Source organism: Streptomyces sp. NBC_00631, assembly GCF_045206895.1.
Taxonomy (GTDB): domain Bacteria; phylum Actinomycetota; class Actinomycetes; order Streptomycetales; family Streptomycetaceae; genus Streptomyces.
Genome location: NZ_CP107734.1, coordinates 374,091 through 397,351, shown reverse-complemented (window position 1 = coordinate 397,351; position 23,261 = coordinate 374,091). Strand labels below are relative to the sequence as shown.

General features: G+C 68.2%; 20 protein-coding genes and 1 pseudogene. 10 read left to right on the top strand and 11 right to left on the bottom strand.

The window, feature by feature from the left end; genetic code table 11:
* Window positions 1-46: 46 nt before the first annotated feature.
* Together OHB00_RS02125 and OHB00_RS02120 are read right to left on the bottom strand one after the other, a co-directional pair.
* The gene (locus OHB00_RS02125; RefSeq protein WP_406430608.1) at window positions 47-1,501 is read right to left on the bottom strand and encodes an NF041680 family putative transposase; all 1,455 of its coding nucleotides are present in this window, start codon (window positions 1,499-1,501) and stop codon (window positions 47-49) included.
* A gap of 145 nt (window positions 1,502-1,646) precedes the next feature.
* Window positions 1,647-2,429 carry a phosphotransferase enzyme family protein gene (locus OHB00_RS02120; RefSeq protein ID WP_406430606.1) on the bottom strand — a complete coding sequence of 261 codons (783 nt, stop codon included), beginning with the start codon at window positions 2,427-2,429 and terminating at the stop codon, window positions 1,647-1,649.
* Window positions 2,430-2,944: 515 nt separating this feature from the next.
* Here OHB00_RS02120 and OHB00_RS02115 point away from each other — a divergent pair.
* The 3 genes from OHB00_RS02115 (at window position 2,945) to OHB00_RS02105 (ending at window position 5,519) form a co-directional block, all read left to right on the top strand.
* Window positions 2,945-3,502, top strand: a complete 558-nt coding sequence (locus OHB00_RS02115) for a TetR/AcrR family transcriptional regulator (RefSeq protein ID WP_406430604.1) — start codon at window positions 2,945-2,947, stop codon at window positions 3,500-3,502.
* The gene (locus tag OHB00_RS02110) at window positions 3,499-4,392 is read left to right on the top strand and encodes an aldo/keto reductase (protein WP_406430602.1); all 894 of its coding nucleotides are present in this window, start codon (window positions 3,499-3,501) and stop codon (window positions 4,390-4,392) included. Before OHB00_RS02115 ends, OHB00_RS02110 begins: the two co-directional genes overlap by 4 nt.
* A 107-nt stretch (window positions 4,393-4,499) precedes the next feature.
* Window positions 4,500-5,519: an NADPH:quinone reductase gene (locus tag OHB00_RS02105; protein WP_406430600.1), complete on the top strand. Its 1,020-nt coding sequence runs from the start codon at window positions 4,500-4,502 to the stop codon at window positions 5,517-5,519.
* A 220-nt stretch (window positions 5,520-5,739) separates the two neighbouring features.
* Here the strand turns inward: OHB00_RS02105 and OHB00_RS02100 are convergent, their stop codons facing one another.
* On the bottom strand, window positions 5,740-6,579 hold the full coding sequence (locus OHB00_RS02100) for an IS5 family transposase (protein ID WP_406430599.1): 840 nt from the start codon (window positions 6,577-6,579) through the stop codon (window positions 5,740-5,742).
* Window positions 6,580-6,971: 392 nt separating this feature from the next.
* On the opposite strand from OHB00_RS02100, the gene OHB00_RS02095 reads away from it, so the two are divergent.
* Window positions 6,972-7,523, top strand: a complete 552-nt coding sequence (locus tag OHB00_RS02095) for an SMI1/KNR4 family protein (RefSeq protein WP_406430597.1) — start codon at window positions 6,972-6,974, stop codon at window positions 7,521-7,523.
* Window positions 7,524-7,666: 143 nt separating this feature from the next.
* Here OHB00_RS02095 and OHB00_RS02090 read toward each other — a convergent pair whose 3' ends face one another.
* On the bottom strand, window positions 7,667-8,254 hold the full coding sequence (locus OHB00_RS02090) for an Imm21 family immunity protein (protein WP_406430595.1): 588 nt from the start codon (window positions 8,252-8,254) through the stop codon (window positions 7,667-7,669).
* A gap of 154 nt (window positions 8,255-8,408) precedes the next feature.
* Here OHB00_RS02090 and OHB00_RS02085 point away from each other — a divergent pair, with 154 nt between their 5' ends.
* On the top strand, window positions 8,409-8,813 hold the full coding sequence (locus OHB00_RS02085) for a hypothetical protein (RefSeq protein ID WP_406430593.1): 405 nt from the start codon (window positions 8,409-8,411) through the stop codon (window positions 8,811-8,813).
* 20 nt (window positions 8,814-8,833) lie between these two features.
* On the opposite strand, the gene OHB00_RS02080 is transcribed toward OHB00_RS02085, so the two are convergent.
* Both OHB00_RS02080 and OHB00_RS02075 read right to left on the bottom strand, forming a co-directional pair.
* Window positions 8,834-9,688 carry an IS5 family transposase gene (locus tag OHB00_RS02080; RefSeq protein WP_406430591.1) on the bottom strand — a complete coding sequence of 285 codons (855 nt, stop codon included), beginning with the start codon at window positions 9,686-9,688 and terminating at the stop codon, window positions 8,834-8,836.
* A gap of 341 nt (window positions 9,689-10,029) precedes the next feature.
* Window positions 10,030-13,557: a hypothetical protein gene (locus OHB00_RS02075; RefSeq protein WP_406430589.1), complete on the bottom strand. Its 3,528-nt coding sequence runs from the start codon at window positions 13,555-13,557 to the stop codon at window positions 10,030-10,032.
* Window positions 13,558-13,934: 377 nt separating this feature from the next.
* Here OHB00_RS02075 and OHB00_RS02070 point away from each other — a divergent pair, with 377 nt between their 5' ends.
* Window positions 13,935-14,387 (top strand): hypothetical protein, encoded by a 453-nt coding sequence (locus OHB00_RS02070; protein ID WP_406430587.1) that lies wholly within the window; start codon window positions 13,935-13,937, stop codon window positions 14,385-14,387.
* Between the two features lie 481 nt (window positions 14,388-14,868).
* Complete coding sequence (locus tag OHB00_RS02065) at window positions 14,869-15,432, top strand: SigE family RNA polymerase sigma factor (protein WP_406430585.1); 564 nt, start codon at window positions 14,869-14,871, stop codon at window positions 15,430-15,432.
* A gap of 189 nt (window positions 15,433-15,621) precedes the next feature.
* On the opposite strand, the gene OHB00_RS02060 is transcribed toward OHB00_RS02065, so the two are convergent.
* Together OHB00_RS02060 and OHB00_RS02055 are read right to left on the bottom strand one after the other, a co-directional pair.
* Complete coding sequence (locus tag OHB00_RS02060) at window positions 15,622-16,107, bottom strand: NUDIX hydrolase (RefSeq protein ID WP_406430583.1); 486 nt, start codon at window positions 16,105-16,107, stop codon at window positions 15,622-15,624.
* A 436-nt stretch (window positions 16,108-16,543) separates the two neighbouring features.
* The gene (locus OHB00_RS02055; protein WP_406430581.1) at window positions 16,544-16,882 is read right to left on the bottom strand and encodes a transposase; all 339 of its coding nucleotides are present in this window, start codon (window positions 16,880-16,882) and stop codon (window positions 16,544-16,546) included.
* Between the two features lie 332 nt (window positions 16,883-17,214).
* On the opposite strand from OHB00_RS02055, the gene OHB00_RS02050 reads away from it, so the two are divergent.
* Complete coding sequence (locus OHB00_RS02050) at window positions 17,215-17,346, top strand: hypothetical protein (protein WP_406430579.1); 132 nt, start codon at window positions 17,215-17,217, stop codon at window positions 17,344-17,346.
* Window positions 17,347-17,358: 12 nt separating this feature from the next.
* On the opposite strand, the gene OHB00_RS02045 is transcribed toward OHB00_RS02050, so the two are convergent.
* From OHB00_RS02045 to OHB00_RS02035, 3 genes and pseudogenes are all read right to left on the bottom strand, one after another.
* The gene (locus tag OHB00_RS02045; RefSeq protein ID WP_406430577.1) at window positions 17,359-18,270 is read right to left on the bottom strand and encodes an NAD(P)H-binding protein; all 912 of its coding nucleotides are present in this window, start codon (window positions 18,268-18,270) and stop codon (window positions 17,359-17,361) included.
* A 216-nt stretch (window positions 18,271-18,486) separates the two neighbouring features.
* A pseudogene (locus tag OHB00_RS02040) lies at window positions 18,487-19,014 on the bottom strand (aldehyde dehydrogenase family protein); the annotation flags it as partial.
* 306 nt (window positions 19,015-19,320) lie between these two features.
* Window positions 19,321-20,727, bottom strand: coding sequence for a carboxypeptidase regulatory-like domain-containing protein (locus OHB00_RS02035; RefSeq protein ID WP_406430576.1), 1,407 nt, complete (start codon window positions 20,725-20,727; stop codon window positions 19,321-19,323).
* A 255-nt stretch (window positions 20,728-20,982) separates the two neighbouring features.
* On the opposite strand from OHB00_RS02035, the gene OHB00_RS02030 reads away from it, so the two are divergent.
* The gene (locus tag OHB00_RS02030) at window positions 20,983-21,552 is read left to right on the top strand and encodes a TetR family transcriptional regulator (protein WP_406430574.1); all 570 of its coding nucleotides are present in this window, start codon (window positions 20,983-20,985) and stop codon (window positions 21,550-21,552) included.
* A gap of 222 nt (window positions 21,553-21,774) precedes the next feature.
* Window positions 21,775-22,803 (top strand): RICIN domain-containing protein, encoded by a 1,029-nt coding sequence (locus OHB00_RS02025; RefSeq protein WP_406430572.1) that lies wholly within the window; start codon window positions 21,775-21,777, stop codon window positions 22,801-22,803.
* Window positions 22,804-23,261: the final 458 nt, after the last annotated feature.

Here is a 23,261-nt window from a genome sequence, read left to right as displayed (position 1 = left end):
GCAGCTCTGTCATGTCGGCCTCAGGAACAGGCGCTGACCTTGTTCTTTATGGTCTGAGTCGGTTTCGTTCGATGATGCTCTCGGGTCGTTTCACGGTCTTGCCCACGCCGTAGCGGGTGGCGGGCCGCCGGTTCTTGGAGCCAAGTGGCCTTCCGGAAACGGGTGTTGAGGGTTTTGGTGCACGGGCCGGACAGGTGAGATGTGGGCGGAGGTTTCTGAACCCCCGGCGGACTCGGGCAGGGGTGAGTCGGCCGGGCTCGGCGGGTTTCTCCCACGGCCGCCGCAGGTCGGCGGCTGCCCCGCGCGGGCGGCGGATCTGGGTGTGCGCGGCGATGATCAGCCAGGTCCAGCGCTCGCCGGCCTCGGGGGTCCGCAGCTTCGGCCGGGTCCACCCGAGGGTCTGTTTCATCAGCCTGAAGAGGTGCTCGATGTCGAATCGCCTCAGGAACGCCTGCCAGCGTACGTCGACGTCCTCGCTGTTCAGGTCGGTGGCGGACGACCACAGCCACAGCGGCAGCGGATCGTTGCCGCCAGGCAGGCGGTCGGCCTGGAGGCGGATCAGCGTGCCCTCGATGATGGGGAGTTCGCCGGTGTGGTCGATCCATGCGGAGCGGGTGGTCAGGCGGGGGTGGATGCGGTCCCTGGCCATCGCGCGGGCGGTGCCGTACCGGTCGGTGACCTGCGCGGTTGCCTCGTCCGACCCACCCCAGGTGTCCGGCTTGGCGAAGCGGAACTCCTTGCCGTGCTTCGGCGGCCGCCCGCCCTGCGGGTAGGCCAGGGCGTACTCCTTGAGCGTGGGCGTGGGCCGTCGCATGACGCGGTCGGAGCGCATCCGTCCCAGCACCTCGACCGGGAGGGCGGCCAGGAGGTGGGTCATGCGCGGGGCGTCGTAGCCGGCGTCGAAGACAATGAGGATGCCGCGGTCGCCGACGTGCCAGCGGCCCATCTCGATCAGGTCCTCGACCACGCGGCGGAGTTGGGCGGCGCTGACCTCGGTGACGTCGTCCTCGGGCCTGAGACGGACGGCGTCCAGGAGCTGGCACCAGGATGTCCGGCCCGATTCGAGGGCGGTGACACACGAGTACGGCCGGCCGGGGATGAAACTGATCCGAGGATCGTCCGCTGCGACTGTAGACGTGGCAGAACAAGCGGTCCGCGCTGGTCGGAGCGTCGGGGGCGCAGCCGTGCTGACGTCGACTGCCAGGACCAGGCGGCCGTCAGCGGCCCGCGGCATCGGCAGGCCGGCCAGCACCTGCCGCAGGCGGGGCACGTCCACACTCCCGTGGTTCAGTGCCTCGTACATCGCGCCGTGCCCGCGCCGGTGCTCGGCCACCAGCGTGAGGTCCACAGGCGAGGTCACCGGACCGTCCGCGCACAGCAACGCGTCGACCAGCTCGAACAGTTCGTCCCCGCGCGCGGTCAGGCAGTCGAATAAGTCTTCCCGTAAGCGTGACGCTTGCGCGAGTGCTTCCCCGGGCCCGTCGTCAGGCAGCAGACTCACCCGCACGGCCTTCGTCTTGATCGGTGCACCTTGGTCGGAGCACATGATCAGACGAAGGCCGCTTCAATGTCCGGCGAATGCCCAGGTGAGTGATCCAGTTCGAGATGTCGTTCGACGCCGGGAGCCAGGCACGGGCACTGATGCCTCAGCCGGAGAGCAGAGCCTGCATCCACTGGTCTTCGCGTTGCTCGATGTATTCGGCGTCCTTTCGCCAGGCGTCGCCATGGCCTTCAGCCCACAGCCTTGCCCAGGGTTGGGCACCTTGGGCTGCCTGGTCGCGCAGGAAGTCGTGCATGGAACGCGTACGGCGCCCCAGCACAGGGACCAACCGACGACGCTCGGACTCAGCGAGACCGTAGGCGTCGGCGAAGACTCGCAGTCGGTCCGCCGCGTCCGGGCTGTGCCAGTCCGGATGCGCGGACAGCGGGATGAACCCGTGAATGGCGTATGCGACATCCCACAGGCGCGAGCCGGGACCTGCAGTGTCCCAGTCGATGAAGGCCCACCGCGTCTCGCCTGCGACCACGAGGTTCCAGGGGGCCAGGTCGTTGTGGGCGATGATGTCACTGCCCTCAGCGGGGATCAGCGTCTGCCACTGCGCATCGGACGGCGGGGTGAAGTCCTGCACAGCGTCGTGGAAGTCCCGGATCAGCCGTGCAACGCGGGCCAGTTGCCGAGCGGGTTCCATCAGCGAGAACCGGTCGGGCCAGACCACATCTCCCGGCATGAAGGTCAGGACCTCACGCCCCTGATCGTCAATGCCGAGTGGGCGAGGCGCCGCGCCGAATCCCACCTCATGCAGGTGGGCAAGCAGGGCATGCACAGCGGGCGTCCATGGTCCGGCCGGACGGCGAACGGTGTCCCCGACGCGAACGACACCATCGCTGACGTTGCCGCCGGACAAAGGCTCTTCATCATCGTGCCGCATCGAACCAGTGTGTCGGATCAGTCCGTCATGATCACCCCATTAAGGGGGAGCGTCAGAGTCGGGACGGAGGTTAAAGGACAAGCTCAGAAGCTGTGTCAGAACCGGTGATCTGTGACGCTCTGCAACAGATGCGTCGGCGACTGGCACGGCGAGCAGCACCCCGAGATCGCCTCCTTCCCCGACGTGACCCGGGAGCACCATATGGCCGGACCGTCGTGTGCGAGCGAGGCTCAGCCGGTGGGCGGGATGCGCAGGCGCGGGCCGTACTGAGTCAACGCCGATGGGCAGGCAAGGGGCGGAGTCGATCGCCGCCGCCGCGCAACCGGATCCGGAGAGCGCGACGGCCGAGCCCACGCGCACCGACCGGTTGCCGTCCGTCCGGCAAACCCATAGGGAACAGGCCCGGTGGTCACGACCGGGCCTGTTCGTACGCGACTCACCCCACCCAAAAGGAACGGGGATTCTGTTAGTGTGCCTCCACAAGCAGAACGCAAATTCTTTTTGTGGGAGGTGTGATGCCACGGCTCACCGACGCGCGCAAGGAACTCCGGCGCGCCCAGATCGCCGAGGCCGCCGTACGCTGCTTCGGCCGCAACGGCCTGGAGCGGACCTCGATCGCCGACATCATCGCCGAGTCCGGCCTCTCGGCCGGCTCGATCTACGCCCACTACCGCAACAAGGCTGACCTGGTTCAGGCCGCCGCCCGCGAGGTGCTCGCCGAGCGCGCCAAGGTCCTGGGAGAGCACGCTGCGAGCGATACCCCGCCCGACCCCGACGAACTGCTCGCCCGCCTGATCGCAGCGATCGACCCCGCAGAGGCCCGGGTCGGCGTGCAGACCTGGGGCGAGGCGACCACCAACCCGGCCATCCGCGCCATCGTCGTCGACATGACCGACCGGATGCGCGGGATGCTGCACGACTGCATCTCGGCGTGGCTCGTCAAGGTCGAGCACCACGAGCCGACCGAGGCACGGAAGCGCGCCACCCCGATCGCCCACCGGGTGATGGCGCTCTATCAGGCCGAACTGCTGTACACCGCCTTGCAATCACCGACCGAGGAGACAGCGTCATGACCACAGCGACCGCCTCGTTGGCCGGCCGCACCGTCTTACGCGTCGGCTACGGCGCGTTGCAGCTTGAGCGGCTGCACGACCGCCGCGGCGAGGCCGTCGCGCTGCTGCGCCGCGCGGTCGAGTTGGGCGTCGACCACGTGGACACCGCCGAGTTCTATGGCTTCGGTTTCGCCAACGCCGTGATCCGCGAGGCACTGCGCCCCGAGGACAACGTCCTGGTGGTCACGAAGGTCGGCGCTGACCCCAACCCGGGCGGGCGCGTGCCGTTGCGTCTGGCGCAGCGGCCCGAGCAGCTGCGCGCCAGCGTCGAGGACAACCTGCGCAGCCTCGGCGTCGACCGGCTCGCGGTCGTCAACCTCCGCCGCCTGGACACCGGCCCCGGGCTGCGTCCTGAGGGCGATCAGGTCGTCGACCTCGACGACCAGCTCGCGGTGATGACCGCCCTGCGCGACGAGGGCAAGATCGGTGCGATCGGCCTGAGTAGCGTCACCCTCGACGGCCTGCGCCACGCCCTGCCGGCCGGCATCGTCTGCGTGCAGAACGCGTACAGTCTCGTCTCCCGCGACGACGAGGACATGCTGCAGCTGTGCGCGGCCGCCGGCATCGCCTGGGTGCCGTTCTTCCCGCTCGGCGGGGCCTTCCCCGGCCTGCCCAAAGCGACCGACGAGCCAGCGGTGCACGCCGTGGCCGAGTCCCTGGGCGCCACGCCCTCCCAGGTCGGCCTCGCCTGGCTGCTGCACCACGCCCCGAACGTGCTGCTCATCCCCGGCACCGCCAACGCCGCCCACTTGGAGGCCAACATCGCGGTCAGCGAGATCACCCTCGACGCCGCGACCCTCGCCACCCTCGATGCCATCGAGTCCCGCTCCAACGACGTCCCTATCGGCTGACCGGAACCAACGCGACCCGGCTCGCGACCACACCACACGCCGGACACCCTGACGCACCGCCAGGCCACGCCGGGAACCCCCGCTCTACCAGGCTCCAAGGACGGATCATGAAGGCCATCATCTACCGCGACAACGGCGCCCCCGACGTTCTGCAGTTCGTCGACCGTGACCTGCCAGCGCCCGGCCCCGGCGAGGTTCGCGTCCGGGTCGCCGTGTCCGGGGTCAACCCGACCGACTGGCAGGCACGCTCCGGCGTCGGCCACCCCAAGCACTTCTCGGAGGTCACCCCGCACCTCGACGGCGCCGGCACGGTCGACGCTGTCGGTGAGGGTGTCGACCAGAGCCGGGTCGGTCAACGGGTCTGGCTGTTCATGGCCGCCGCCGGGCGGCCAACCGGCACCGCCGCCGAGTTCACCGTCGTGCCCGCCGAACAGGCCGTGCAGCTGCCCGACGAGGCCGGCTTCGACGTCGGCGCCTCACTCGGCGTCCCCGCGCTCACCGCGCACCGCGCGCTCACCGTCGCCGAGGACGGCCCGCGCCGGCTGCGGCCCGGGGTACTCGACGGGAGGGTGGTGCTCGCCGCGGGCGCGGCCGGAGCGGTCGGGCATGCGGTGATCCAGCTCGCCCGATGGGCCGGCGCCACCGTGATCGGCACGATCAGCAGCCCGGAGAAAGCCCGGCTGGCCACCGCCGCCGGGGCCCACCACGTCATCAACTATCGCGAGGGCGACCCGGCCGCCGAGATCCGCAAGATCGCCCCGGACGGCGTCGACATCGTCGCCGAGGTGGCGCTGGGCGCGAACCTCGCACTGGACCTGGCCGTGCTGCGGACGCGCGGCACGATCTCGACCTACGCCAACGATGGTGGCAAGCCAGTCGAACTGAACGTGCTGCAGAACATGGTGCTGAACACACGCTTGCAGTTCCTGGTGCTCTACACGGCCGGTCCGGAGGCACGCGCCGCGGCCGTCCAGGACGTCGCCGCCGCAGTGCGCGACGACGCGCTGCCGGTCGGCGAGGAGCACGGCCTGCCGCTGATCCGCTTTCCCCTCGACCGCACCGCCGACGCGCACCGAGCGGTCGAGAGCCGCGCGGTCGGCAAAGTCCTAGTGGACGTCACCTCCTGACGCCCAGTCGGCTACCGCGCACCCACCCGCCGCCCACGGGGAACCCCGCATGGGGCGGCCGGGTGGGCGGCGTCACCCCGACCTCTGTCCGGCCCGCGGCCACCCCACACCTCGAACAAGGTATTCAGCGAGAAGATCGGCACCCGGGTCCGGGCGCGCCCCCAGTTCGAACAGGCGCTGAAAGAGCGTTTTGTCCCGGCGAGGTTGTTTGGTTCGAGGTTCAGGTGTCGCGCCAGTTCGGAGTGGATTCGCTGGTGAGTCGTCGGCTTATGAGGTCGATCATCGCGATGTGGATTATGGCTTCGGACCGGTGGGGGTGGGTCTCGTAGTCGCGCGTGAGCCGGCGGTGGTGCATGAGCCAGCCGAAGGTCCGCTCGACCACCCAGCGCCGGGGGATCACCTTGAACCCTTTGACGCCGGGGTCGCGTTGGACGATTTCGACGTCGATTCCGAGGCGGGCGCCGTGGTCGATGACTTTCGTACGGTAGCCGGTGTCGGCCCACGCCTTGGTCACGCGAGGGGCTGTGGCGGAGATCTGGGTGAGCAGGTGGATGCCGCCGGTGTTGTCGGAGACACTCGCTGCGGTCACCCAGACGGCCAGTAGCAGGCCGAGGGTGTCGACGCCGATATGGCGCTTGCGACCTGCGATTTTCTTGCCTGCGTCGATGCCCTGGCCGGCCGCTGGCACGTTGGCGGAGGTCTTGATGCTCTGCGCGTCCAGGACGCATGCGCTCGGCTCGGCATCCCGGCCTTCGGCTTCGCGCGCCAGGCGCCGAAGCAGGCCGTTGAGCCGGTCGAAGACACCTTCCTTCTGCCAGGCGGCGTAGTAGCCGTAGACGGTTTCCCAGGGTGCGAAATCGTGCGGCAGATACCGCCAGGGGATGCCGGTGCGGTCGACGTACAGGATGGCGTCCATGATGCGGCGCAGGTCGTGCTCGGGTGGGCGGCCGATGTCCAGGCCCTTGCCTCTGCGCTCGGCCCGCCAGGCGGTGAGGGTGGGGCCGATCAACTCCCAGCGGGCGTCGGACAGGTCGCTGGGATACGGGCGCTGTCGCGTCATGTTTCGGTAGTACCGTCGGGCACGACGCATCCCCAGGGCGCAAACAGCGTCAACCGGGGGCGCTTCGGGATCAGACAGGAGCAACTCGACTCAAACGGTCAGACATATGGCGTCTCCTGTCGCACAGGCCGCATCGACCACTCTCGCCTCAGCAGTCGCAGACCCACTCGCCCTTCGAAGCGCCACCAAACAACCTCGCCGGGACAAAACGCTCTTTGAGACCGCGTTTGAGATCTGGTGTCCCGTGCCACCGAACCTTGATGGATGCGAGTCTGTGTCATCGAAGTTCGAGGGCCCTGGCTGGAGACGCGGCCGCCGAGACCGCACCTGGCAGCCGCGTAGCTTGAGGGCTCGGCGGACCAGGGTGCAGACGCCCTTGTTACGGTCGCTGGATGGAGAGCTGGGACGGGGACGGCGTACGCGCACGGATCCGGGAGATGGCAGCACGGGATCCGGGGCTGGCGCGTTTCGGGGCGGACACGCACCGGTACGAGTTGGCACCTCGGCTGCCGGAGGCAGAGATCCGGGCGTTCGAGGAATCCCACGGCATCGATCTGCCGTTGGAGTACCGGTCCTTCGTCGCTGAAGTGGGCAACGGCCCCGCAGGCCCCAGCCATGGGTTGATGCCGTTGACCGTCGCCCGCCCGGAGGCCGACGAGGAGTGGGCCGTAGACGCCGAGTGGCGGGAAGACCGACTGCCGGGCCGACTCGCTGAGCTGTTCCCTCTCACCGCACCTCTGCCAGGCCGGATCCGCACACCGGCCGATGCACTGACCCAGGGCACACTCATGTTGGCCGAACAGGGCTGCGGCATCTTCACGCGGCTGGTCCTGAACGGCCCCCGAGCCGGCCAGGTCTGGCAGATCGATCCGGACTGGGGTGGCTTCGTACCAGTGAGCCCCGGTTTTCGCACCTGGTACACCGACTGGCTGGCGAGCCCCTGAACACGCGTTACGTCGACCAGGCCAACCCTCCGACCTTCGACGCAGACCACATCACGAGTGAGCGACCCGGGCCACTCAAACTTGGTTGGCACACACTCAAGGTTCGGTGGCACAGGACATCTGGTGTCCCGTGCCATCGAAGGTCAGTGGTGGCCGTCCTCGGCAACGAGCTGCGCCACACCCACCCACGGGAACTCGCCGGTCTGATGGACCGCACGCACCCTCCACCGACCCGCCGGGAGCTGCACTGGAGCCTGGTCCGGCTGGCCCCCGTCGGGATACTCCACTCCCAGATCGGCGCCCGCTTCAGCCGAATCCATCAACACCGCCGGGCCATCGGTGACCCACAGGCCGCCGTCCTCCCAAGCGGTGTCCGGATCGGCCAGGACCGCCTCGGCTGCCGCGAACAACTCGGCCTCGGAGTCCGCAGCCAGCCACCGCACGAACAGCAGCTTCTCTGGCAGGAAGCACGTCTTTGCAGGTTCATCGGCCAGGACAAGCGCAGTGACGGCGCCCGCGCCTACGGCGATCACACCGGCCCAGTCCTCCACCTCGCAGGCGCGGTCGTAGTCATCACGGCCATCGGCATCACCGAGGACAGAACCGTCCTCCGTGCACCCACCCCAGGCGGTCACAGAGGACTCCGGAACGACGATCAAGGGGCCGCCCATCGACCGGACCCACACCACCCCAGCACGGTCACAGCGATCGGTGTCGAGAGAAGCATCCATGCGCGCAGTCTGCCGCCCTCCACTGACACCGATCGGAGGCCGGAGCCTGGTCGGCCGACCTGGTCACTCAAACTTCGATGTCCCGCGCTCAAAGTTCGATGTCACAGGACATCTGGTTCGGTGGCCTCTCGGAGGGTGCTCTAGGCTCGGCCAGGTGATCTTCGACAAGTTCCCCTTCCTCGGCGGCTTCAGGGAGCTGGAGTACGGCAGTCCGGACGGGCCGTCGATCCGAGCTGCAGCGCGCATGGCCGCGCCGGGGTATGAAGGCGATCTGGTTCGGTACCTGCGCGCCGGTACGGCCTTGGTCGCCACGCCTTCAGCTGTGCCTGACGTGCTGAGCGAGACTGGGGCGTTCATCAGAGGGCTGCACCTGCTCACAGACGGACATTGGCTGTGGTACTCCGACCTGGCCCACTACGTGGAGCGCTACCACGTGGAACTCAACCCGGCGTTCATCGATCACGCGCGCAGCAACAACTGGACTGTTCCGCAGGTCAGCGACGAGCACCTCGAAGCGATGGTGACGTCGCTCATCGGAGACGAAGGTGAGCTGGAGTGATGTTGTCCCGCGCCTAGATATCAGGCCGAAGTTCGGGTCAACGGGCGTCGACGTGCCCGGGATACCGGCGCCACTCTGGTCAGGCGGCGAACCATGATGCCGATCATCGCCCAGCGGATCATCGTCTCGGAGCGGGCGGGACTGGTCTCGTAATCGCGGGCCAGTCGTCGGTGGGCGGTGATCCACGAGAAGGTGCGTTCTACCGCCCACCGCTTCGACTGGACTTGGAACCCCTGCTGGTCGGGGTCTTTACGGACGATCTCCAGATCGCGGCCGAGCACGGTGGTGGTCCAGTCGACCAGTCGGCCGGCGAAGCCCTGGTCCGCCCAGATCTTCTTGACACCTGGATGGTCGAGGCGGGTCCACAACAGCGGTCGGCGGGCGCCGTCGCGGTCCTGGACACTGGCCGCGACGACGTGCACGGCCAGTAGTAGGCCGAGAGTGTCGGTGACGATGAACCGCTTGCGGCCCTTGACCTTCTTGCCCGCGTCGAATCCCCTGGTGACGGCGGGAACGGTGTCGGCAGTACGCACAGACTGCGAATCGATCAGGCCCGCGCTCGGCTCAGCGTTGCGGCCATCGGCTTCGCGGATCTGGCCGCGCAGGGCATCGTGGATGCGCTGGACCGTGCCGTCGTCGTGCCACCAGGTGAAGTACCAGTAGACCGTCGGCCACGGCGCGAAGTCCTTCGGCAGTTGCCGCCAAGCACAACCGGTCCGCACGACATAGAAAATCGCGTCCACGATCCGCCGCCGCGGATGCTTCTCCCTCCGCCCGCCCTTGGGCCCCACCCTCGCGGGCGGCAGCAACGACTCCACCAACGCCCACTGCTCGTCCGTCAAGTCCGACGGATACCCACCCCCAGCACCGCTCACGGCATGCTCAACGACCACACCTCCAACGGGCCACGGCAGATCTCAAACGCGGTCTGAGGCTGGCCAGCAGGGGGTGGTTTAATTTCAAAGAGCCCCATCAACCTGGACCATCCACGCCTGGTTTTCTCGCCTTGAATTGGGATCTGGCACAGAACCTGAGCTGGAACCATTTCTCGTACACGGCCCCGCAGGCCGCCCATCGCCACCCAGACTGATGGACGAACGCTGCTGCTTGAAGTGAACGAAGCCAGGCGAGGGAACAGGTAGGTCATTCGGCGCAGTGCTGGCGTCTCCGTATCGTCCGCCGCGTCCGTGGTTGGCCGGGAATCGCACCTGCCGTCCTAGGACTCATCCGCCAGGTATTTTGATTGCTCACTCTGAGTTAGGGTTCTGTGGACGGCTTGATGGATCTTCCTCATGGCGGAGCGAGGATCCGAAAGAGGGACGTCCCAAAGCCGGATTTTCCCGTCGCTGTTGCCGCTGGCCAGGGTTCGGCCATCGGGGCTGAACGCCACCGAATTCACCCCACCGCCGTTCTCGACCAAGGCGGTGCGCAGGCCACCGGTTGCAGTGTCCCATAGCCGGATTTTCCCGTCGTCGCTGCCGCTGGCTAGGGTGTGGCCGTCCGGGCTGAACGTCATCGACTCCACGCTGGCCGTATCTCCGGTCAAAGCGGTGCGTGGTTTGCCGGTTGCAGCGTCCCACAGCCGGATAACGTCGTTCTCACTGCTGGCGAGGGTGCGGCCATCTGGGCTGAACGCCACCGACCCCACGATGGCGGTATCTCCGGTCAACGTGGTGCGTAGTTTGCCGGTTACAGCGTCCCACAGCAGGATTGTCCCGTCGTCGCTGCCGCTGACGAGGGTGTGGCCGTCCGGGCTGAACGCCACCGGATTCACGATGTCCCCGTGTGCGGTCAGAGTGGTGCGCAGTTTGCCGGTTGCCGCGTCCCAAAGCCGGATCGTGTCGCCGCTGGTCGCAAGGGTGCGGCCGTCGGGGCTGAAAGCGACCGAATCCACGACTATGTCACCGCCAACGGCGTTGCGCAGTCGGCCAGTCGCCCTTTCCCACAGTTGGACGCCGTTGTCGCTGCTGCTGGCGAGGGTGCGGCCGTTGGGGCTGAACGCCACTGACCCCACGATGGCCGTGTTCCCGGCCAGTGTGGTGCGTAGTCTGTCGGTTTCGACATCCCACAGCCGGATCTTTTCGTCGGCCCCGCCGCTGGCGAGGGTGCGCCCGTCCGGGCTGAACGCCACTGATTCCACGCCGTTGGTGTGCCCGGTCAAAGTGATGGGCACCCCGCCGGTTGCAGGATCCCACAGCCGGATTGTGTCGTCGGCACTGCCGCTGGCGACGGTGCGGCCGTCAGGGCTGAACACCACTGACTGCACGAGGTCCGTGTGTCCGGTCAGTGTGGTGCGTAGTTTCCCGGTTGCCGCGTCCCACATTCGGATTTTCCCGTCGTCGCTGCCGCCGGCAAGGGTGCGGCCGTCCGGGCTGAACGCCACCGACTCCACGGCGGCCGTGCCTCCGGTCAGGGTGGTGCGTAGTCTGCCGGTTGCCGCGTCCCGCAGACGGACCCCGTCGTCGCTGCCGCTGACGACGGTGCGGCCGTCCGGACTGAACGCCACCGACAGAACGGCTTGATCTGCAGTGGTTGTGCGCAACTTACCGGCAGCCGTGTCCCACAGCCCGGCCCCGTCGTCGCAGCCGCTGGCGAGGGTGCGGCCGTTGGGGCTGAACGCCACCGAATTCACCCCACCGATGTGCCCGGTCAAGATGGTGCGCAGTGTGCCCGTTGCAGTGTTCCGCAGCAGGATTTTCCCGTCGTCGCTGCCGCTGGCGAGGGTGTGGCCGTCTGGGCTGAACGCCACCGAATTCACGACGGTGTCCGCGTCTCCGGTCAGGGTGGTGCGTAGTTTGCCGGTTGCCGCGTCCCACAGACGGACTTTTCCGTCAGCGCCGCCGCTGGCGAGAGTGCGGCCGCTGGGGCTGAACGCCACCGACTCCACGATGGCCGTCCCGGCCAGGGTAGTGCGCAGTCTGCCAGTTGCCGTATCCCAAAGGCGGATTGTCTGGTCGTCGCTGCCGCTGGCGAGAGAGCGGCCGTCGGGGCTGAAGGCCACCGACTCCACTCCGCCGGTGTGCCCGGCCAGACGGTGTCGGAGTGGGAGAGCGGCGGCGGCGAAGAGACTGGCGGTGGCTTCCCTTGTCGGACTGGTTTGGTACGCCTGGACCGCCAGGAGGGACGCCAGGTCAGGGTTGGCCCCGATGAAAGCGTCCGACTCTGTAGCGAGCTGGCGTGAGAGTGCGATCCGTTGTGCGGTGAGCGCCTGCTGCCGCCGCTGCTCGCTGGTCCGGTACTGCTGCCAGGCAATCAGCCCTGCTGTGAGGGACAGCACGAGCAGGATCGACAAGGTCACGGTGAACTGGCGCAGGCGCCGGGTGGTGCGGCCGGCTGCTTCTTCTTCATGACGGCGCGCTGTGGCGCTGCAGGTGAGGAAGTCACGCTCTAGGGAAGTGAGGTCGCTGTCGATGCCTGTCTGGCGAAAGGCCTCTTCGGCTGCGGTGAGCCGGGCGCCGCGATACAGCGCGCCCGGGTCGCGGTTGAGATCCTCCCATGTCCGTGCAGCTTCGGTGAGCTGACGGTGAAGGCGCAGGCGGTCGCGTGCTTCATTGATCCACGCCTGTAGCCGGGGCCATGCGGCGATCAGAGCTTCGTGGGCCAGGTCGACGGTGTCGTGCTCAAGGGTGAGCAGACGGGCGCGGGCGAGGTGTTCGAGGACCTTGGCCGTGTCGTCGGGGTCACCGAAGTCGAGTTCGGTGCGTGGGGTGGGCCGTCGAGTGTCGGGTGCTCCGTCGCCCGGGGTGATGAGGCGCAGCAGGATACGGCGGGCCAGGTCGGCCTGCGAGGGGGTCAGACGAGCGTGAACGTCTTCGGCGGTGCGAGCGATGGCGGCGTTGAGACCGCCGGCCGCCTCGTACGCCCCCTGGGTGAGGGCGCGACCTTTGCGGCGGCGCCAGGTCTCCAGCAGGGCATGGGACATCAGCGGCAGGGCGCCGGGTTCGCCCTCGACCTCGTCGAGGATGTGCGCAGTCAGGACCCGTTCCACGATCATCCCGGCGGCCTGGGCGGGTTTGGTGATGGCTTCGCGCAACTCGTCGCGGCTCATGGGACCGGCCAGCACGGTCGAGTCCTGTAACGCAGCGGTCAGAGCGGAGTGTTCGGCGCAGCGGCCGAGGAAATCGGCCCGCACGGCGATGACAACGCGCAGGCGACTTGCGGTATCGGTGGCGGCCAGGAGCCGGTCGATGAACTGGTTGCGTTCGGACGGGTCGGTGCAGAGCGTGTAGAGCTCCTCGAACTGGTCGACGATCAACCACGTCTCACCATCGCCGTCCTTGGGTACCAGCCGCGGTTCGTGGGCGTTCACGGGATGCTCACCAGGAGTGAGGACGCGCACGGCGGCCGGCCTCGGACCGGAAGCCTCCGGGCTGCCTAGGCGCGGAATGAGGCCGGCGCGCAGCAGAGAGGACTTGCCGCTGCCCGAGGGGCCGAACACCGCGGTGAACCGGCGGGCGCGGGTCAGTTCGACCAGGCGGTCGGTGAGCTGGTCGCGGCCGAAGAACAGATCGGCGTCGCCGGGCTCGAAGCGGGCCAACCCTCGGTAGGGAGGCTCCGTACCTTCGTCCGGACCACGAGGCTCTGCGGCTTCTTCCTCGACTGCCTCACGCCACCGCTCTTCCCACTCCTCGGCATCGCCACCGCAGGCTCGCACGTATGCCAGCACCACAGGCAGGGTCGGCAGCCGCTCTCCTCCAGCCGCCTGCGACAGGGTGCTTGCCCCTTGGCCGGTGCGCTGCGCCATCACCCGGTAGGTCGGACTCCCCGCCTCCGTACGGAGTTTACGCAGCCCGGCTGCGAGCCGTGCTACCGGTCCAGCACTCGGATCGAGCGGACTCTCAGGGCGTCCCGCCATCGACGACTCCTCTGCCCGTTCCGCTTCCCCCGTGGACGCGGCATTGAGGCTCGCGAAGCTAGACCTGCCTGCGGTGGAGGGGCAAACCACAGGGACGTTCTTTGGTCAGCATCCCGCAGGTGATGTCCACGCCCTGCGGCACAGCCATTGATCAGGCTGGCGGAACCGCCTGCCCATTCAATTCCCCAGCCGGAAAAGTCGAGGTCAGACGGCACGGACAGCCACCCATGGCTCGTGCCGCCGTCGACAGCAGGAAGGGATCGATCATGAACGTGCACAAGCGGCTCGTACTCGCGACCGCAGCCGTAGCGCTGAGCGCCGGGCTGGCCGGCACCGTACCGGCCCATGCGGATCAGCCGTCAGTCTCCGCTCAGGCCGCGACGCAGCGGCGGGACGTCTGTTTCACCGGAGCCTGCGGCAGCGCAACCGTCACCTTCAAGAGCCACTACTCCGCCAGCGTGAGCATGTCGGTGGCAGACAACCACTGCGACGCTCACCCCGCCAAGGTACGGATCTTGGCCGATCAGTACAGCGCCAGCCACGGACGGTACACCTGGCACGGGCCCTGGCACGTCAACCACCGGGGCTGCCACGGTGGGACCGGCCAGCCGTGGAACAGCACGTTCGCGGGCGGTGACCCTCTGCTCGGCATGAAGGTGGAGATCTGCAATGACGGCGTGAAATGCAGGACCTCGTCCGAGATGTACAACCCGTACTAGGCCAGGCAGGCACCGTCCGAGTCGCCGTGGCCGTCACCTCCTTCGCCCTCGGACGGGGGAAGTGACGGCGCCTTGGAAGGGGTGATGCTGAGCACGGGCTTCGGCAAGGGCGGCGTGGCCGCTGTGGCTGTGGATCCTGACGGGTGCCACGCTGCAGCGACCGCAGTCGTCGCGATCTACCTGCCGGTCACTCAGGTCGGGCGCAGGGAGCTCCAACTGCTCCTACGCCCAGAACTTCACTCTCCACTGATCAGCGTTGTCCTGGCCTGGGGAACTGGCAGGCGCGAGGGGACCTGCCAGTGCTTCAGACCATGGACCGCTGCTGGATGAGGTACGGAAGGCGACTCGCGTCCGGACTTCGTGCAGGCGGTGAGCAACGACTCCGCCGGGCGGGCGGTCACCGGTTGACCCGCCCCGTCTCGCCCGAGGGGCGCACGCCCACACGGCGGGCCTCCGCACATATATGAAGGGACCGTGCCACGTGAATCCGAGCAAGCACCCTGATGCGGTGCTGGAATTCGAAGACTACGTCCGTGCCCGGCAGGTCGGCCTGCTGCGCAGCGCTCGGCGCTTGGTCGACGACCCGCTCGACGCCCAGGACCTCCTGCAGACCGCGCTCTTACGCACGTACCGCCAGTGGGAGCGCATCGCCGACAAACGGGTCGCTGACGCCTACCTGCGGCGCGTCATGATCAACACGCGCACCGAGTGGTGGCGGGCCAAGAAACTGCGGGAGCTTCCCTCCGAGCATCTGCCAGACACGAGTATCGACGACTCCACGGAGCAGCACGCCGACCGTGCCCTGCTGCTGGACATCCTGAACGTGCTCGCTCCCAAGCAGCGCAGCGTCGTCGTGCTGCGGCACTTGGAGCAGATGACCACAGATGAGACGGCCACCGCTCTGGGCATGTCGGCCGGAACGGTCAAGAGCACCCTGCACCGGGCGCTCGCCCGGCTCCGCCAGGAACTGGAGAGCCACAACCCCGATTCCGTTTCGGCGTCAGCCACTGGTCGTGTATGCGCGACGGACGGAACGGAAGGGTGATGTCGCGCAGGGACTGTGTCTCGATCTTCCGACAGTCCCCGTCATGGCCCCCCCGGCCGCCGCCGCGGGAGGTTGCCAGTCGCCCAGGCCGCTCGCGCCCAGCAGCCGCCTGCTCAGCTCGGCCGAGGACAGCGGCACTGCCCCGACCGGATGAACGGACCCGGAAGGTGTGACGGACCGGTTCGCCGTTCACAGACCGAGCGGCACCGGCTCCGTCGGAGCTCCTGAGGTGATCAATGCTCCCAACGGTCCGGCGAGGTCCCGGGGAGAGAACAGATCCGGACCGTGATGACCGGCGACGTCTGGCAGGGACCACCACTTCAGCCCAGTGATGTTCTCTGCTGCGAGCTGGTCGTCAGACATGGCCCCGCGAGGCTCGAACAGCGCAGTGCGCACGAGGAAGTAATCATTGACTACTCCGTCGTAGCCCGCTGCGTGACCCGGCGCCACGACTTCCTGGTGCCACACATGCGGCGGGTCTGTCTCGATCATGAGACCGACCTCTTCCCGCACTTCGCGACGCAACGCGCCAAGCGGCGTCTCGCCTGGTTCGATCCCTCCGCCGGGAGCCGCCCACACGATTGTCCCCGCCGGGTCCGGGATCGCAAATCGGCACAGGAGGATGCGGTCATCTTCGTCGAGGATGATCGCGCGAACTGAATGACGCAGGTTCACGGATGGCACCCGGAAAGCCTAGCCGTCGCTGCCAGAGCATCGGCAACTCACCACGACGGGGTACAGGATGGGTCCGGGCGGCCGGAGCGAGCCGGCCCCGGGGCCGCCGGGCGGAGGTGCCGACCGAGCCGCCGGCGCCGTTGGGGGCGGAGAACGCCGCTCTGCGCAAGAAGGTGCGTGAGCTGGAGGAAGAGCGTGAGATCCTACGGAAGGCGGCGAAGTATTTCGCCGGGGAGACGCGCCGGTGAACCGCTTCCAGTTCGTCGCCGACCATCAGCGCCGTTACGGCGTGAAGCGGCTGTGCACCATCGTGGGCATCGCATTGCTCCAGCTTCTACTACTGGCTTCGCACGGCCGCGGACCGGGCCGCCCGGCAGGCGGCCGACGCCCGCCTCGCCGCCCGGATACGGTCCGTGCACCGCGAGTCGGACGGCACCTACGGCGTCCCCAGGATCACCGCCGAGCTCCGCGAGGCGGGCGAGCGGGTCAACCACAAGCGGAGCCAGTGCGGGAAGTAACTGCCCTGGCGCAGCTTGGGGACGGTGAGTTCGACGGTGCCGGCGCGGGTGTCCCACTCGCGTGGGCGGTAGCCGTTGCGGTGGTTGACGCGTTCGTCGCTGGCCTGCCCGTATTCGGCGTTGCAGAGGGCGTCGGCCTCCGCGGACATGAGCGCGGCGGCGAACGTCTTGACCATCGCGCGCAGCAGATCGGGACTCGCCGCGGCGAGGTTGTCTTCCGCGAGGGCGTGCAAGGGCACACTTTCGGGTGCGGTCATCGTGCTGATCTCCTTCGAGGCTTCGACACTTCGAAGATCAGCCGGTGGCCGTTCGTCTATGCGGGGATCGTCCCGATGCCGGAGCAAACCCCCGGATCAGGTCGAATCCGTACACCACTTGCCTGGACGCAACCTGGGCGGGTGGGAACCGCTGCGGGTACCCATTGCAGGCTTCATCCGGGATCTGACAGTCGAGTGAGTCACCAGTTCGCGCGATGTGGACAGTTCCTTTTCGGTCTGCTCTGCCCGGAAGGCCGAAATCAAACGATCATCGCCTCGCCGGGCGTGAGCGGACCGGCCGAGCTGCGCCGCCCCACATGCTGCGTCGGCGCGTGGATCCCGTCACGGTCCGTCTCTGTGCGGAGCTCTACGGGCGGCTCGCTCTCGGGCAGTCGCTGATCGAGCCGCCGGAGCCCTGGGCGGCGGATTGGCAGGGCGCCGACCCCGACCGATTCGCCGCCTGACAGCGGTGGCCCTCAGCTTCGGCCTCGCCCGAGCTCGGCGGTGCCGCGCGCGGTGTTCGGTGCGGGCCACCAGGCCGCGTCCGAGACCGGGGTCGCCGGTGAGCCGGTGATCCGTGGGACGACGTCGGTGACTGTGGAAATCTCGCCCTTCTCGATCGCCTGGTACCACGAGATCCAGGTTTCGATCTGTTCCCCGCTCATGCCCCGTCGCCATCGCCGCGTGAAGGCTTCTTCGAGAGTCTCGGGTTCGTAGCGGTAGGGCCGGCCGGTGGCTGCGGCGATCCGGGTGACCGCTTCGTCGAGGGTCAGGGCCTCGGGGCCGGTGATCTCAAGGGTCACGCCGTCGTGCTCGGAGCGGGGCCCCTCGTCGAGGGCGACGGCCGTGATCACGTCGGCGATGTCCTCATGGGTGACAAAGGCGGCCCGCCCGGTCGGTGCGGGGCCGCCGACGACGAATTCCTCGTCGGCGAGGGCGGCGGGCGTCGAGGTGTAGAAGCCGGCCCGGAGTACCGTGTGCCGGATCCCGGCCCCTGCCAGGAACTGTTCGGTCAGCCACTGGTCGCGGGCGTTGAGGTACGTGGCGGTGGGCGCCGCACCGACGAGGGACACATACAGAACCCGGTCCACGCCGACCGCGATCGCGGCCTCGACCGCACTGGCGTGCTCCTCCAGTCGGCGGACCGTGCGATGTGCGGAGACCAGGACGAGGGTCGACGCGCCCTCGAGCGCCTTGCGCATGGCGGAGGCGTCGGCGTAGGCGGCCGGGCCGCGTCGCTGGGCGCCAGGCAGTTCGGGCATGCGGTCGGGCCTGCGCCCGACGAGGAGTTGTGGGACGCCGCGGTCGGCGAGCCGGGCCGCGATCCGGCTGCCCAGCGCCCCGGTCACCCCGGTGACCGCCACCGTGGCGTGGTTCTTCTGGGACATATGTCTGCCTCCATCCGGGCCCGCGTCGATCGCGCACCCCTCTTCCGATTACGTCTGGCGAAAGAGACCTCGCCTCCGGCTGCCTTCCGCGGGTGCGCGACGGCGTGGTACTTCACCGCCACGCAAGCCTCACTGTTCCCGGAAATCCGACCGCCCCGGGACCAGGCCTGCGGCCGTAGCGGCAACCCGGGGACCGAACGGCCGTCTGAGCGGGCGTCAGCGGGGCACACGGAAGCTCAGGTCCGGACCGGACGCCGTCTCGGCAGGATCAGGCCGGCGACTCGTGATGACCTTGCCGCGCGTGTAGAAGTGCACGACTTCGCTGCCGTACATACGGTGCTCGCCGAAGGCCGAGTCCTTCCAGCCGCCGAAGGAGTGGTTGCCCACCCGCAGCGGCATCGGCATGTTCACGCAGACCCTCCCGACCTCGACCTCCAGCTGGAACCGGCGGGCCGTGCCGCCGTTGCGGGTGAAGACGGCGCCGGCGTTGCCGAACGGGGAGCCGTTGACGATGTTCATGGCATCCTCGTAGGTCTTTGACCGGAGCACGCACAGGACCGGACCGAAGATCTCGTTGCGGTACGCGTCCGAGTCCGCGCTGACCCTGTCGAGGAGCGAGATGCCCATCCAGTGCCCGTTCTCCGGGCCCTCGACAGTGACGCCGCAGCCGTCGAGCACCACGTCGGCTCCCTGGCCGGCCGCGCGAGCGACGTACTGCGCCACCTCGTCGCGGTGCGCCTCCGTGGGGCTTGCCTGCGATCCAACGGGTGACGGTCTTCATCGGCGGAACTCCTTCGAGAACGACGGCGCCGGCCGCGAGGTTCCTGTCGCTGCGCCTCAGGGGCCTTGGCTGCGCCCGGACCGGGCCGCGTTCTCAGCACGGGGCACGGGCCCATCGGGGCCACGCGCGGGAATGCTGCTGACATGGAATCGATTGCTCCACGTTCCGCGTTGCGGCAGATCCGAGGGCCGGGGCGCGCAGTGCCTCCCTCATGGCCCGCACTGCGGTGGCGCGGGTCACCGGATGCCGGGCGGCAGGCAGTCAGCTCCTCAGGATCCGCGTCCCGTGGGTTCGAGATCGAGGGGGTGAGCCGCCGCGCGAGACGTCCGGTTGCACCGGTCGTGCAGGGTGAAGTCGGCCCGGACCGCCACACCGGACTGCATCAGTTTCCGGTGGACCAGTGGGTCTCGGCCGGGGTGTGAGACCACGACACTGACGTATCCCTCGGGCAGACCGGTCACCGCGTACTCGCCCCGCGGGTTGGTGGTGGTCCGCACCAGCTGCCGGCCGCTGGTGTCCATGACGGTCACGGCGGCATGGCGGACGGGCTGCTGTTCGCTGTCGCGGACGAAGCCCTCCAGCATCGGCAACAACTCGCCGAAGTGATGGGGACGGACCGGAAGCGCGGTGGGTACGGGCGCCTCCACGGAGGGGTCCTCCACCGGCGGTTCCGGAACGTCCTCCTGCTCGTCCTCGGCTAGCTGCCGTGCGGCCACGCGGTGGTGCCGCCACGCGTCGAGTCCCAGCAGGGTCATGCCTGCCGCGATCCATGCGCACAGCACGAGGACCGGCTTGAGTACACCCGCGTCGTCGAAGTACAGGACCCCTCTCAGGCCGTCGACCGCGTTGCCCAGAGGCATGACGGCGTGCAGGACCTGGAAGAACCTCGGCAGCAGCTGGACGGGGACCAGGCCGCTGGAGGGAACGCTCAGCACGATGTACAGGCCCAGACCCGCCAGTGGGAAGAAGTGCTTGACGAAAGGCGCCATGCCGAGGGAGAACGTGCCCACCGCCGTGGTGAGCAAGAAGGCGATCGCCAGGGCGGCGGGGGAGTCGGGCAAGTAGCCCAGCCCCACACCGACGAAGAAGCCCACAGCGCTGACGACTGCGGCGAAGCACGTGACCATCAGCAGTTTCCTGCGCCGGTTGAGGGTCACCGCCCGCAGCAGGGACGTCGCGAGGATGTAGCCGGGCATGTTCCAGGCGATCGCGAAGTACACCAGGGTCGTGCCGAGCCCGTCCTTGCGCACGGTGGGAGCCACGTCCGTGACCGTCAGTTTCTGGTGGTCGTGCGCCGCGAGCCGGGCGAAACCCTTGGTCAGCGACTGTTCGAGGCTCACCCCGTTGGCCCCCGCCACGTACAGCACGGAATGCTTGCCCTTCGTGGCGAAGCCTGCCACGGCGTCCCGGTCCAGCACCGCTCTCCGAGCTTCCCGGGCGTCTGCCACGGCGGCGACGTCGAACCCGCCGGGATGCTGGCTCTGCAGAGCGGTGTCGACCCTGCGTTCCAGTGGGACACCAGCGATGACAAGCTTCGCGTGGTCAGGCTGCGGCTGGTGGAAGGCCATGGGGAAGCAGAACAGCAGGCCGAGGAAGAGCAGGGCCGGAACCGTCAGGGTCTCGGCCAGGACTTTGACCAAGGAGACGCCGCGGGGACGCTCGATCCGGTGTTTCACAGAACCGCACCCCGGGCGCCACGGGGAGCCATGTCACTGAGCTCGCGGACCACGCGGCCGACTGGATGCCCGGTGATCCGACGGCCGCCTCTTCGGTGCCGGAGGGCCTGCACTTCTCGCGGTCCAACCAGTTTCACGGCGTCCCTTTCGGCTGTGCCGCGCCCGGCCGTCGCCATGGCGCCACTCGATAAATGTACCGATCGGCACATCTACGTCTGCTGGACCATACGCGTACCGATCGGTACAGTCAAAGATGTGCCTCGCCCCATCAATGCCGAAAAACGTGCCGAACTGCAGAAACAGGTGGTGCACCACCTCCAGCACCACGGCGTCGCGCAGATGTCGTTGGGTCCGCTCGCGGAGTCGATCGGCACCACCAAGCGCATGCTTCTGTACTACTTCGGCAGCCGCGAGAATCTGTTGGCTCAGGTGCTGGCCGCAAGCCGCCCCGACGCCCACGCGATGTTCGACGGCGTCAGCGACACCGCGGGACTGCGCAAGGCGGCCGATGCCCTGTGGGAGGCTATGACCGTCGGGGAGCAGTCCGGGCCGATCCGCATGCTGCTGCAACTGCTCAGCCTGGCCGCCACCGATCCCGAGCAGTACGGCAGTATCGCCGCCGAGACGGTCGAGGCCATGATCGGCCCGATCGCCGCGGCCTACGTCCGGCTGGGGCACTCGGCACAGCAGGCGCGGACAGTGGCCACGCTGCTCGTCTCCGGCCTGCGCGGTCTGTGCCAGGACCGCCTGGTGACCCATGACGTTGTGCGTACCGACGCGGCCGCCGGCCGACTCATCAGGGACGCAGTCGCCGCGGCCGACTGAGCCTGTGCCCCCGACCCGGCGCTGATCGCGGAGCTCATCAGAGAGGGTGAATCCGTCGAGTTGGCGAACCGCCGGCCGTACGGCCTGGCCGCGTCCCTGAGGGCGAACGACCGCCCACGGTTCGAGGTCGGACTCCCGCCACCGGCGGAGCAGAAGACGATCGGTTCGCAGCTCTGGCATGCCACCCAGCCAACCCGATCAAGACCAGGGTGTCGATCAGTCATGTCGAACCCCACGGTGCTCGTCCATGCCGGACCCGCTGCGCAGATCCTCACGGCCTGCACCACCGGCGGGACACCATCCATCCACGCGCGGGACCCCTACGTGGTGGATGTACGGCTGGGTGCCGCCCAGGCACCGGCAGCAGGGCGACCAGTCTCCGGACCAGTGGGCCCCGCCGCTGCGACGAGATCGGCGCGTGGCGGGACCCGTTGCGCCCAGGAGCTGTCTCCAACAAGGGGTCGTCCCAGCTACCCGCCCTCAGCGAACCGGTCGACGCGGCCGATGGACCGACCGAGTCGCTCAGCGGTCTTACCCAGGGCGCGGGCCTGGCCGGGTTCGAGCCCGGCCCGCTGCCGGACGCAACGATGGCAGGCGTTCGGCGAAGCAGGTGATGCCGTCGGGGATCTTGAGAGCCAAGTTTCCCCGCAGATAACCCCGAACTCGGCCATGGTCCAGTACGTGCGCCCCATACTGTTGCCCGTGGCTTCTGAAGATCGTGACATCAGCGTTGAAATACGCCTTCCGTTCCTCACCATCGGCACGACAAGCATTCAATCGCTGTTTCGGCGACGTGATCGACGCACCGCCGGGCCCTTCTTGATCATTTCTGTGACCAGCGGACTGGCCCTGGATACCGCGCTCGGCACCGCCCAGGGAACCTCCCCGCATCTATGGGGGCCACACGGCAAACCGCACCAGCTGTGGTACTTGCGGCCGTCAGGCCACGCGGGAGAGGTGCACATTGTCTCCGTCGCGAACGGTCTCGCCCTTGACGCCGGCCGAGGCATGGGGGACGGACATCAGCCACAGATGTGGGAGCAGAGTGACGTGGCGTGGAGGCGATGGCGGCTCACTCCCTCACCAGATGGCCGGGCCCACACGCTCAGCTGCGAGGGCACGGGCACCGTCCTCGACAGTCCCTGGGACGCCAAATGGGAGACACGACCCGTCATGTGGAACGGCCATGGCGGTGAAAACCAACAGTGGGTACTCGCCCTACCGTTCGGCACTTCTCCGATCACTCAGTAGGACCAGCTACCTGTTGTAGACCGTGTCGAGCATGTCGTCCAGCGTGTCTTCGCGGTTGCTGATGCCGTGTGCCGCGAGCAGGCCGATGCAGGAGGCCATGTAGCCTCCGAGGTCGACGATGAGGTCGTAGAAGCGGTGAACGCGTGATCCCTGTCCCGGGCCTGCGATTTGACACCGCAGGCGATCGTCATCGCCCGATGACCGCCCTCAGTCGCCTCAGCCTGATCTGGCCGGAGGAACAGGCGCCGCCGTAGCGGCGCGGAGTCCCAGCTTCGCCGAGCGATACCAGATGGTCAGAGGACGACGAGGCGCTCGGCGGGTGCCGTCTGCTTGCTGATTCTGCCGAGCCTGCCCCGCTGCGTACGACGACGTGAGCAGGTCGATCGTCTGTGATGCCAACGCCGCCAATGGCAGGATGAGTTGGGATGAAGGGCGAAGTTTTCGTGCGGGGTGACAGG